We start from the raw sequence: 11812 nt of genomic DNA, 5'->3' as shown, positions 1-11812 counted from the left end.
GTGCAGTTAAACACTTTAGTCATGGTAACTCAGAGCCTCCACTGTCAGAAGGATAAGGCTATGGCTTGGAGTAGAGTGTCTTTTGGAGCATTAAAGATAAGAATTTACTGAAATTAAAGTATGCTCTAAGCAGTAAGCTATGAGCAGGACACTACGGCATATTATATTATCCAAGCAATCGAACGCTCCACACCAGATCAGTCAATCGTAACCAAGCCCCATTTCCCTTCCTTGCTCTCCATGAACCAGTAATTCGGGCTATCTGATCTCTCTTCACCGTCTGCGGTAATCCAGTTGTAATTCACGTTCATTACTACTCTTCCCTCCGGCTGGTCGGAGATATAATCCACCCCGGTGAAAATAATTCCGCCTCCGGACTTAAAGCCGTACTCATTGGCCTTGGCCAGCTCCGGTGTTGTGAACGCACGGTTAAATTGCTCCAGATCCTCATTTACAATTCCCCCCAGCGCTTCTTTCAGACTGTCCTTGATCTCATCATTAACGATAGGATCAGCAATGCCATCAATATCAAAAGCAATTTCGCGTGTAGATTGCGTTATGTCAGCAGCCTGCGGCGGCGTCCCTGAAGGCAGTAGCGTTGCTTCAGCAGCCTGTCCACCTGCATCGTTCAGCTGACCGTCGTTTCCGCAGCCTGCCAGCAGCAGAGCTGCAAGCACAGGCAGCGTAATCAAAAAACGTCTCATAAAGCATCCTCCTTGTACCGGATACTTTATGAGACGCTCGCACCGCCCAAAAGGTTGCTGCCTCAGCAACCAGCTCCAGCCCGGCTTCTTACCATTTGCTGCCTGGAGCACAATACACCCGCTCCAGGCCCTCAATACTTATGCATTCAGAACCATCGCTTCTGGTGTGGCTATTCACCAGGTTTAACGCCTGTTACGCCGCCTTACTGCAACTAATCCCTGATCCACACCTTCATCTCTCCGCTGCCGCGGTTGCCCCACAGGTAATACGGGATGGCCGTAACCTGAACAGGCTTAACCCCGGCCTTCACACTGCCGTACAATCCGCCATCCCAACTCGCTTCATCTACGCGGAAACCTTCTGTCCTCACTATAACAGCTCCGCCGAGCAGGGTCTCCTCAAAGCTTTCGGCAAACGCTCCTGTCTCATCCAGGGAAATCGAGCTGAGCGTCCCGCCGTTGTCTGCTTCCTCCAGACAATAGACCAGCGGCCCCCGCTGAATGGCTGTCTGTCCGGCATCTGCACGCAGCTTGGGATTGGCATAAATTCGGCTTGCTTCCATCGGCAAGTTCAGCTCGATGACATCCCCGGCCTGCCATACGCGGCGGATCACAGCATAGCCCTGCTCAAGCACATCAGCGGCGTTTACCGCTTCTCCGTTAACTTTCAGCTCCGCACCCTTGCACCAGGATGGAATCCGCACCGCAACAGCGAATTCAGCAGCCGCTGCCGGCTCCACCTTCAGCTGTACCTTGCCCTCCCACGGGTAGTTACTCTGCTGGCTGACGGAAACCTCCTGTCCGCCAAGTGTAAAGACAGATTCACTGCCGATGTAAAGGTTCGTATAAAGTGTATCTCCATGCACCGTATAGATATACTGGTTCAATGAAGTCAGCAGCCGGGCTACGTTTGGCGGGCAGCAGGCACAGCCGAACCAGCCCTGGCGCTCTGCTTTTACATGATGCTTGCCCGGATTGCAGGAGCAGGCCTGCGGCCATACTTCCAGTGGGTTAACATAGAAGTAATGCTTGCCGTCCTGAGCCATGGAGCCAAGCACGTTGTTGTACAGCGCCCGTTCCATCACATCCGCATATTTGGCATCTGGAGCAAGCTCCAGCATCCGCTTGGCGAAAAAGATCAGGCCAATGGAAGCACAGGTCTCCGCGTATACAGTATCGTTAGGCAGATCGTAATCAAAGGTGAAAGCTTCACCGTGATGAGTGGAGCCGATTCCGCCAGTTACATACATCTGCTTCTGTGTCATATTCTGCCATAGCCGTTCGCAGGCTTCATGCAGCCCCGCGTCACCGGTAAGCGCTGCTAAATCTGCCATCGCTGTATACATATAGACCGCCCGCACAGAGTGGCCGACTGCCACACTTTGCTCACGGACCGGCAGATGCGCCTGCAGATACGCCAGATCAGTCTTGTCCGTTTTGCCGCTCCAGTGGGTAACCTGCCCCCGGGCCTCCCACTCCTGACGGAGGAAGTTAGGCTCCTGTCCGCGCTGGTCGATGAAAAAGCTGCTAAGCTCCAGATATTTCTGTTCACCCGTAAGCTTGTATAGCTTCACCAGCGCCAGTTCGATCTCCTGATGCCCGTCATATCCTTTAAGCTTGCCCTCTTCCGGTCCAAACACCTCAGCGATGTGATCAACCAGCTTCCGGACAATGTTCAGCAGCTTGTCTTTGCCGGTTGCTTCATAATAAGCAACTGCAGCTTCAATAAAATGACCCGCACAATACAGCTCGTGGCAATCCTGCAGATTGGTCCAGCGGTTGCCCGGTTCTTTGATAATAAAGTAAGTATCCAGATAACCGTCCGGCTGTTGAGCTGCACCGACCAGCTCGATCATCTCATCCGCCTGGCGCTCCAGCTCCGGATCGCGTTTAATGCTCAGCGAGTAACCGACCGCTTCCAGCCATTTAGCCACGTCACTGTCCTGGAATACCCAGCCTTTAAATTCACCGGTCCGTCTGCCGGCAGCAATTTCAAAATTGGCAATGGCATGGCTCGGCTCCGCTTCCGGCACACGGTCATGCAGCGCTTCATATTGATACGGGATCACAACATCCTGAACAAGCCTGATATACCGTCCCCAAAATTCATCTTTGATTTCGGTTGTACCCGGCAGCGTCTTCTGTGTCTGTGTTATTTTGTTCATTTTATTATTCCCTCCGCCATTTATTTCTTCTCGCTAATTGCCATTATAGAGGGTAAAATAAAACAAAAACAGCATCAGAAGCAACTCTGTTTTTGTACTATTTCACACTACAAATGGGGCATGATTATGACAACCACACCTTCATATATTCATATGGCGGCGCCGCCTTTTCCTTATTTTCTGGAATGTGACCGGACCGTCTATCAGGCGGGAGACCAGCATCCTAACCGTAAAGCCATGGGCAAGTTTGATCTGATTTTTGTGGAGGAAGGCTGCTTGTATATCGGAGAGGAGCACAAGCAGTGGGCCGTACCCGCGGGGCATAGCCTGCTGCTGCTGCCGGACCGGTACCATTATTCTGCCAAACCCTGCGAGGAACAGACTACGTTTATCTGGGTTCATTTTCATACAGTCGGGGAATGGGCCGAAGCGGAAGGAGAACCGGTCTATGCTGACCGTGAAGCCCACTTCAGGCAGTTCCTCACCCACCCGTATACGATACGGGTACCGCAGTTTGGCCGGCTGCCGGACCCGTTCGAGCGGAGCGGCCAGGCTGAGCTGCTGCTGCAGCTGAACCGGGCCAGACGTTCCGGCGCGGTATGGCAGCAGCAGCGGATTTTTGAGGAGATGCTGCGGATGATGGATCTGGCACAGCAGGATGCTGCAGGCAGCCATGCCGTGGAGATCGCCGAGCAGACGGAGGCCTATATCCGCAACCATTATGCCGAGGCGCTGACTAACAGCGTCCTGGCGGAAGAGCTGCATTTTCACTACAATTATCTGGCCCGCTGCATGAAGCGTGTCTACGGCCTGACGCCGATGGAGTATTTAACCGATTACCGGCTTGAGCAGGCCAAGCTGCTGCTGCTGAAGACAGAACTATCTGTCGCCGGCATTGCCGACCGGACCGGATTTGAGAGCACAGCTTATTTCTCGCGGCGTTTTACCGGCAAGGTCGGCATATCCCCGCTGCGTTACCGTAAACGGTATTCACGTTAAATCTGCCGGATAGGCCCGGAATTCGTATAGCTCCCTGCTGTAAGACAATCCGCGAATACGGACGGAATTGGGCGTGTACTGCCGGATCCGTCCGCCATCCTCCAGGATATCATCCTCATATTCCTTAACCGCAACAGCTACCGGGATTTCAGATAATGCCGCTGCGAGAAGATCCAGGTCACTCACCAGCACCTTGTATGTATAATCCAACTGTTATTCACCTGCGCTATTCAAAAATTATGCGTTATTCGTAATCATTACTTTTAATATAACTGTTTTTGCTACTGTCGCCAAGTCTAATTTCTTACTCCTTCCGTTTGCCGCTGCATAAATCAGGCTATGCCGGACAACCTAACTCCACATTCCCAATTATATAGTTTGAAAGGAGATGTGCATATGTCTGGAATCCTTAACGGCAATCCGAAGGATGAGCCGCTGCATTACGGGGAGATTTATAGCCTCTGGCAATTTTCCGCTTCCGCCAAAATGGCATTATCCGCTTTTCAGGCGTTTCATTATCATGCGGGAGATAAAGAACTCAAAGAAATTATTGATGATTTTATCGATCAGGTACAACGGGAGATCAAAGCATGCGACAAGCTGCTTAAGCTGCACGGCTTCGTTTCACCGCCGCTGCTGCCCGACCGTCCTTCAGCAAGACTGGAGGACATTCCGGCTGGAGCAAGATTCACCGATCCGGAGATTGCTGCAGCTTTATTTTCCTCCTCTTCAACCGGACTTGTTGTGTGCAGCCAGGCCATGGGGATGTCAATCCGCGAGGATCTGGGAGCTATGTACATGAAATTCCATGCGCAAATGAACGCACTGGGACTGTCTTTGCTCAAGCTAAACAAAAAGAAAGGCTGGCTGGTGACGCCGCCGCTTCAGCTTAAGTCGCGGGAGCCTGCGCTTGTCTGATTAACATAGCCACTCTCCCATTGATCCTGCGTAAGCAGGATTTTTTGTATTCAGCTATTTTTTTCCAGATTGAAGCATATTTATTAAGACATGCCTCAATTGTGGAGATGTTGAATATGCGCTCTTTGTTACGGTTCGCTGTCATCCTGCTGGGAAGCCTGCTTATTGCAGCCGGTACCAACTTTTTTCTGGTCCCTTACAAAATACTAGATGGCGGAGTAATCGGCATTGCCCTGATTATTAATTACATCGGCGGTGTCAAAATCGGACTGGCCGTAATTCTTTGCAGTCTGCCCATCTTCCTGCTCGCCTGGGTGAAAGAACGGGATATTTTTTACAACAGTATTCTTGGGCTCTTAATTTCTTCCTTTCTGATTGAACTGCTCGCCCCGCTTCAGTATTACTTTCTGTATTATATTGAAATCGGTTCGATCTCAAGCGCGATCATCGGCGGCTTTCTTATGGGCAGCGGCCTCGGGCTGATGCTGCGCTATAAAGCCAGTACTGGCGGAACAGATTTGCTGGCCAAGTTTATTAAACGGTATATTCCGCTGAATGTCGGGGTTCTTATTTTTCTGGGTGATATTGTGATTATCGCGGCGGGCGGCCTGCTAATTTCTAAGGAAACCTTCTTCCACTCCCTGCTCACTATTATATCCGGAGGCGTAGCAACGGGATTATGTACTCTGGATAAATAAAAAAACGGATTAATGGTTGATCTTTTGCAGATTTGCGGCGACAATCGGATATATAACATTTCAGGGGAGGATCTAACGAAGTTGGACAGTTCGAGCAGCAACAGCAATACTTCCGTGCATGACATCGTCGACCTGTGCCTCTTGGCCGGTAAAATCATGCTGCAAAGCGGGGCGGAAACCTACCGTGTAGAGGATACAATGACACGGATGGCAGCAGCACTTGGTTTTCCCGGAGCTCATAGCTATGTAACTCCGACAGTAATTATGTTTACGACAAACCGGACCGAGCCGGTGAAGCTGTTCCGGATTGCGGAACGGACAACTGATCTGAAGAAAGTATCGGAGGTTAACGATATTTCCCGCCGGCTCAGTGAGCGCCAGCTTACCGCAGCCGAAGCCCGCGAGCGCCTGGGAGTCGTAGATGACGCGGCCCATGCTTACCCAGACTGGATGCAGATTGCCGCGGCTGCCGTGACCGGATCATGCTTCACTGTCATGTTCAAGGGCAGCCTGTGGGATGCGCTTCCGGCTCTGCTGGTGTCAGCATTGGGCTTTGCTGCAGCAACCTATCTGCACCGGCTCGTTCAGGTCCGGTTCTTCGCCGAGTTCTCCGCCTCGTTCCTGATCGGCCTGCTGGCCTTCCTGTCAGTCAAAGCCGGCATCGGCCAGGAAATGGACAAGATCATCATCGGCTCGGTAATGCCGCTCGTGCCAGGGCTGCTGATTACAAATGCAGTCCGCGATCTGATGGCCGGCCATCTTGTGTCCGGATTATCAAAAGGAGCAGATGCCTTTCTGACGGCGTTCGCCATAGGTACAGGCATCGGTCTTGTGCTGTCGCTTTTCTAAAATTTTCGGGGTGAAAGAGGTCTATCGTTCATGATTCTGCAATTTGTTACCAGCTTTTTCGCGGCTGCCTCCTTCTGCATCCTGTTCAATGCACCTAGACGGGCGCTGCTGCAGTGCGGGTTCGCCGGAATGATTGGCTGGGTACTGTATCTGGAGCTGGACAAGCAGCTCGATACGGTGGTGGCCACCTTTCTGGCTACGGTCGTTGTCGGGGTAATCAGCCAGTTTTTTGCCCGCACCTACAAAATGCCGGTTATCATCTTCAGCGTTGGCGGGATTATTCCGCTTGTCCCGGGAGGAATGGCGTATGACGCCATGCGCAAATTCGTGGAGAATGACAACAACCAGGCGATCCAAATCGGCGTACAGGCACTACTGCTCTCAGGGGCTATTGCCACCGGTCTGGTGCTCAGCGAGGTACTGGGCCAGATGTTCCGCCGGAGGAAAGTATAGCAGGTGCTCAATTCCTGCACAAGTTATTAAGTATTAGCACAATAAAGTCCGCCTGCGGCCGGGAAGTACCCCGAGCCGCAGGCGGACTTTGCTTTTATACTGAACCGATGATCTTCTGATAACTGGCGATATCCAGCCATCTACCGAATTTATAGCCGATTTCCCTGAACAAGGCGCTCTGCTCATACCCGTGTCTTGTAAACAGACGGCGGCTAGGCTCATTATCGGCGCAGATTGTAGCAACAAGTACGTGAAACCGGAGTTCAGCCGCTGTTTGCTCAATAAAAGCCAGCGCCTGACCGCCTATGCCCTGTCCCCCCCTGCCTGGCTGCAGATAGATGCTGATTTCACCGGAGGTATCATAGGCCTGCTTATTCTTATGTCTGGTGATCAGCACATAACCGGCCAGGCTGCCATCCTGCAGGATGGCATATGATTTATAGCGCGGATCTCCGCTTAACACCGACTGCCGCATCTCTGCCTGCGTCTGGGGTTCTGTATGAAACGAAACGGTTGTATTTAGCACATAATAATTATATATATCCAGCACGCCGGCCAGATGCTCCTCTGTGATCTCCGCAAATGCCAGACCACCTGAAGCGTTTTCTCTCTCTCCCACAGCTAATCCTCCCAAATGGATGTTTCTAACTGATCTACGAACCGGCGCAATCTGCCGGCAATTTTAAGATTGATCGCCCCGTTCTGATACATCTGCTGCACCGTATCGCGCTGCTCCTGAATTGCCTTCAGCTTCAGCTCCAGCTTCTGATCGTCAACAACCCCGTCTTTGCTCCAGCCCTCGCCTTGTTCCAGCCGTGATTCGATTTGTTCATATTTATGAATAACCCGCTGCGCCGCTTCACGGTTCTCGGCATTGATCCCGCTGCTGACCGCATTGACAGCCGCCTGGCACATGGCGATCTTGGCTTTGCGGGCCTCCTCAGCATTCTGAATCGCCTGCCGCCCTTCCTCACTGCCCAGCCGTCCGGTAAATAATCCGGAAAACAGCCGCTGAAGTTCAGTTAAGGAGAACTTCACATGCGTATCAAACCGCTGGCACAATATTGACTCTGAATGATCCAGCATCTCCTCCATTTTCACTGCAACTGGAGCCGGTATCGTGCCTTTCTCTGTCATCCGCCGCAGCTCTGTCCGCTCTGCCTCAATTCCGCTGAGCCGGGCTTCAACGCCCAGGCGGCGCATTTTTTCCGCAGCCGGATCGTTGTCAGTCTTAAGCGCACAGATGCGGTCAATCTTATCCGTGAATTCCAGCAGGGCAGGCTGATTGGTACGCTCCCCCGTCTCCGTGACCAGACTGCGCAGCATACTCATTCCGGCATCAATAACTACCGAGCGCGCCGCCAGTTCGGTATTGCCTCCGCCCGATACCTCGAGCACCGTTTCTTCTTCTTTGCCAGTGAGGAGCGGAAGCAGGATGCTGGCGATTACCAGGGACATCAGAATCACACCAGCCGCCAGTGCAATAATAAGGTCACGTTCGGGAAACGGGGTTCCATCGCCCAGTGCCAGCGGTATAGAGAAGGCCCCGGCCAGTGTAACAGCTCCGCGCACCCCGGAAATGGAGGTGATTACCAGAGATTTAAGCGGTGTCCGCTTCTCCCTGAACCTCAGGCTTTCGATCTTGGAGTAGAGATAGACCCAGACAAAACGCAGTACGATCAGCAGTGCCGTAATGACCAGCACATAGCCGAAGACCCTGAAATTATTAAGCGATTCATCCCGGTAAATTACCTCCAGGACATCCGGAACCGACACACCAAGAATCAAAAAGACCAGACCGTTCAGGACAAACAACAGCACAGACCAGGTGCTGGCCGATACGAGCTGAAGCTTATACTGCGGTGAAGCAGCCCGGTCCTTCTCAATCGCATACACTACACCGCCTGCAACCACAGCGAGGATACCGGATACTCCAATCTCCTCGCTGATCAGATAGATGATAAAAGGCGTAAGAATCTGCAGCAGAACATGCATGGTAACATCCTCCATGCCGAACCGGCGCAGGAATACGCTTAGACGGATGAGCAGAAAAGACAGCACCGCTCCCAGCAGCAGACCACCGGCTGCAATCAGCACAAAGCTTAATGTTGCTTTCGGCAGCGAGAAGACACCGGTAACCGCAGCGGCAATCGCAAATTTAAAGGCAACCAGGCCGGAGGCGTCATTCATCAGCGATTCACCCTCAAGAATCCGGTGGATGCTGCCCGGCAGATGCACTCTGCCGGCCAGCGAGCTGACTGCGACCGCATCGGTCGGGGAAAGAATCGCCGCCAGTGCAAAGGCAGCCGCCAGCGGAATCGACGGAATCATCCAGTTAATGGCGTAGCCTGCCACGACAACGGTGACAAAGACCAGACCCAGTGCCAGCAGCAGAATCGGCGCCCGCAGATTCCACAGCTCGCCGCGCGGCGTACGCCTGCCGTCATTATACAGCAGCGGTGCAATAAACAGCACAAAGAAAAGCTCGGGCTCAAAATGCATATGTATCCCTGTCGGAACCAGTGCGGCGATAACCCCCAGCCCGATCTGAATCAGGGGAATCGGCACAAACGGAAAGAACCTGTTCACAACGTTGGATGCCGCAATCAGACCCAACAGTAAAAGCACGGCAAGAAAAGTCTCCAAGCGGCCTCAGCTCCAATCCCGATATATTTTATATTATTATAGCCCAAAAGGAGGCACAGCCGCACCATCCGGCTATGCCTCCTTTAATCTATTTATTCCTTCGTAATCTTCGGATCAGGATTCGGAAACAACCGTGAACCGTTCGCCGATATGCTGCGGCTGCTCAAGCTCATCCACGATGGCAATTGCATAATCTGCATAGCTGACATAGCTTTCGCCTTTGGAGTTGACCAGCAGATGATCCTTGCCCTTAACGTACGAGCCTGTTCTTGCTCCGACGGCAAAGTTCGCAGACGGGCTGACAAAGGTCCATTTCAGGCCTTCCGTGCCCTGCAGAATCTCCAGATTCTTGCCCTGGTTCAGTGCGGTCGGCTTAACAAAGTCAGGGAAGCCGGGAGTTTCTACAACTTTGGTTGTCTTGGCTTCATCAACATACAGGCTGCCCGCACCGCCGACAACAATCAGCCGTGTTTCCGGTGCATCCTTAAGCGCGTTAATTAGCGCATTTCCGGCATCCACATGCAGATGCTCCTGGCCGAACGGTGCGCCAAAGGCATTTACAACAGCATCAAATGCTTTCAGGTCGCCGGCCGACAGGTCAAAAACATCCTTTTCCAGTACAGCTGCTCTGCTGTCCGTTACTTTCGCGGCGCTGCGCACAATGGCGGTTACTTTATGTCCTCTGTCCAGCGCTTCTTTTACAATTTCACTTCCGGCCTTACCTGCTGCTCCGATGACTGCAATTTTCATAATAGTTCCTCCTGATAAGTTAGGGTTGGTGGTAATTAATTGCTGTGCGGATGCACGATTACATGAATTCCGATATTCCAAGGGTCTGTTAAAATCACACCGTCTGCCGTTTCCGTTACCGGATATCCGGCCTCGCGAACCCGCTGTGCTACTATAGCAATCTCCTGTGCATCCGGCAGCTGTAAAGTGAAATAATCAATTCCCGGAGCGCTAGCCGGAGTAGCCGGTGCACCTTGGCCAGCCCAGATATTCAGCCCCAGATGGTGATGATATCCGCCAGCCGAAATGAACAGTGCCGAATTGCCGTAACGCGTGGTCGGCTCAAAGCCAAGCGCATTCACATAAAACTTCTCTGCTTCCGCAAGACTGCCCACATGAAAATGAACATGCCCGATTACAGTACCTGCGGGCAATCCGCTCCACACCAAACCTTCAGAAGCTGCCAGCAATCCTTCACCATCTACCGGATCAGTGGTCATAATGTAGTCTCCGGCAGCGTCACGCTTCCATGTATCACGCGGACGGTCCCGGTACAGCTCAATTCCGTTATCGTCCGGATCCTGAATATAGAGTGCTTCACTTACCAGATGGTCGCCCTGTCCGATTTCGATGTCCGAGGCGATCAGATTGCGCAGCACCAGCCCCAGACTCGGGCGGTCCGGCAGCAGAATGGCGAAGTGGTACAATCCCGCTTGCTTGCGGCTTAACAACTGCGGCTGTTCAATCTCCCGCAGCACCAGCAGCACCTGCTTGCCGTCCGCTGTCAATTCTGCTTCCCGCCCGTTTTGGCGGAGTACCTGAAATCCGATTACATTCTGATAAAAAGCGAGTGAACGCTCCAGATTGCTTACTCTAATCTGCACCAGCCCAATCTGAGTATCTTCATGTAAAACTGCTGTTGCCGTCATTGTGAACCCCTCCTGAAATGGCTGCTGCCGTTTCACCGGCATTTTGCAGCTTAGTGTTAACCTCTGCCTGTCTATGCATGCATCTATAAAGCCGGGATGAACTTGTAACTGTTACCGTTACACTTTAACTAACTTTAGTATAGTTGCAGTCCAAAAGTTTGTCAATTACTTTCGCAAACAGCTATTGGATGATTTTCTCTCCCTGATAGATCCGGTTCGCAGACGACACTGCCCAGATCCACTTCAGTACTTCCGTTCTGCTGAACATAAAATTTGCATCCACCTTAAAAAAGGGCAGCCGTTGTCCGGCAAATACTCCATTATTGCTCAGAATGGCATTCTCCGCCTTAATGATATTAAGCACCTGGTCTTCCTGCAGATTCAGCAGCTGTGCCGTTTCCTGGAGCGATAATAATTCTTTACTTTCTGCCTCCTGCTGCGCTATCCGGGCTTGATCCGCTACAGCTTGTCCGGTCTTATCTCCATTACTGATAATCAGGCATCCTATGATAAAAGAAAAACCCAATATCAGACTTGCACCAAGAATAGCAATAACATTATTTTTCATCTGTGCTCTTCCTCCTCCAGCCTTGTTGTTTAGCCGGTAGTTTTTCGCTTCTCTTGTGCCAGTGTATATGTTTTGGAATAATATGTATACCCCGAGGCCTTCCGGACAAAAAAAGGACCCCGCCGGCGTCCGGCAGGGTCAAGTTCTATTATAA

The 11812-nt window shown here is 51.9% G+C and carries 13 protein-coding genes; 5 read left to right on the top strand and 8 right to left on the bottom strand.

Annotated features, from left to right (window positions below):
* Positions 1 to 197: 197 nt before the first annotated feature.
* Complete coding sequence (locus NST84_RS11975) at positions 198 to 704, bottom strand: hypothetical protein (RefSeq protein WP_342565790.1); 507 nt, start codon at positions 702 to 704, stop codon at positions 198 to 200.
* A gap of 212 nt (positions 705 to 916) precedes the next feature.
* Positions 917 to 2869, bottom strand: coding sequence for a beta-L-arabinofuranosidase domain-containing protein (locus NST84_RS11970; protein ID WP_342565789.1), 1953 nt, complete (start codon positions 2867 to 2869; stop codon positions 917 to 919).
* Between the two features lie 126 nt (positions 2870 to 2995).
* Between NST84_RS11970 and NST84_RS11965 the strand changes: the two genes are divergently transcribed.
* Complete coding sequence (locus NST84_RS11965; protein ID WP_342565788.1) at positions 2996 to 3868, top strand: AraC family transcriptional regulator; 873 nt, start codon at positions 2996 to 2998, stop codon at positions 3866 to 3868.
* On the opposite strand, the gene NST84_RS11960 is transcribed toward NST84_RS11965, so the two are convergent.
* On the bottom strand, positions 3860 to 4078 hold the full coding sequence (locus NST84_RS11960; protein WP_342565787.1) for a hypothetical protein: 219 nt from the start codon (positions 4076 to 4078) through the stop codon (positions 3860 to 3862). The two genes, NST84_RS11965 and NST84_RS11960, sit on opposite strands and share 9 nt — an antisense overlap.
* Before the next feature lie 186 nt (positions 4079 to 4264).
* On the opposite strand from NST84_RS11960, the gene NST84_RS11955 reads away from it, so the two are divergent.
* From NST84_RS11955 to NST84_RS11940, 4 genes are all read left to right on the top strand, one after another.
* The gene (locus NST84_RS11955) at positions 4265 to 4786 is read left to right on the top strand and encodes a DUF3231 family protein (RefSeq protein ID WP_342565786.1); all 522 of its coding nucleotides are present in this window, start codon (positions 4265 to 4267) and stop codon (positions 4784 to 4786) included.
* A gap of 116 nt (positions 4787 to 4902) precedes the next feature.
* Entirely contained in the window at positions 4903 to 5484 is a 582-nt protein-coding gene (locus tag NST84_RS11950) for a YitT family protein (RefSeq protein WP_342565785.1), read from the top strand.
* 81 nt (positions 5485 to 5565) lie between these two features.
* The gene (locus tag NST84_RS11945) at positions 5566 to 6333 is read left to right on the top strand and encodes a threonine/serine exporter family protein (RefSeq protein WP_342565784.1); all 768 of its coding nucleotides are present in this window, start codon (positions 5566 to 5568) and stop codon (positions 6331 to 6333) included.
* A 30-nt stretch (positions 6334 to 6363) separates the two neighbouring features.
* Positions 6364 to 6786, top strand: coding sequence for a threonine/serine exporter family protein (locus tag NST84_RS11940; protein ID WP_342565783.1), 423 nt, complete (start codon positions 6364 to 6366; stop codon positions 6784 to 6786).
* A gap of 94 nt (positions 6787 to 6880) precedes the next feature.
* On the opposite strand, the gene NST84_RS11935 is transcribed toward NST84_RS11940, so the two are convergent.
* The 5 genes from NST84_RS11935 to NST84_RS11915 all read right to left on the bottom strand — a co-directional run bounded on the left by NST84_RS11935 (position 6881) and on the right by NST84_RS11915 (position 11658).
* Positions 6881 to 7405 carry an N-acetyltransferase family protein gene (locus NST84_RS11935; protein ID WP_342565782.1) on the bottom strand — a complete coding sequence of 175 codons (525 nt, stop codon included), beginning with the start codon at positions 7403 to 7405 and terminating at the stop codon, positions 6881 to 6883.
* Between the two features lie 2 nt (positions 7406 to 7407).
* Entirely contained in the window at positions 7408 to 9432 is a 2025-nt protein-coding gene (locus tag NST84_RS11930; protein WP_342565781.1) for a Na+/H+ antiporter, read from the bottom strand.
* 114 nt (positions 9433 to 9546) lie between these two features.
* Positions 9547 to 10182: an NAD(P)-dependent oxidoreductase gene (locus tag NST84_RS11925; protein WP_342565780.1), complete on the bottom strand. Its 636-nt coding sequence runs from the start codon at positions 10180 to 10182 to the stop codon at positions 9547 to 9549.
* Between the two features lie 35 nt (positions 10183 to 10217).
* A complete protein-coding gene (locus NST84_RS11920) occupies positions 10218 to 11090 on the bottom strand; it encodes a VOC family protein (RefSeq protein WP_342565779.1) in 873 nt (290 codons plus the stop codon).
* A gap of 181 nt (positions 11091 to 11271) precedes the next feature.
* Positions 11272 to 11658, bottom strand: a complete 387-nt coding sequence (locus NST84_RS11915; protein WP_342565778.1) for a hypothetical protein — start codon at positions 11656 to 11658, stop codon at positions 11272 to 11274.
* Between the last annotated feature and the right edge of the window lie 154 nt (positions 11659 to 11812).

The organism is Paenibacillus sp. FSL R7-0345 (assembly GCF_038595055.1).
In the GTDB taxonomy this organism is placed as follows: Bacteria; Bacillota; Bacilli; order Paenibacillales; family Paenibacillaceae; genus Paenibacillus_AQ.
This window is presented reverse-complemented; position numbering and strand designations above follow the sequence as displayed.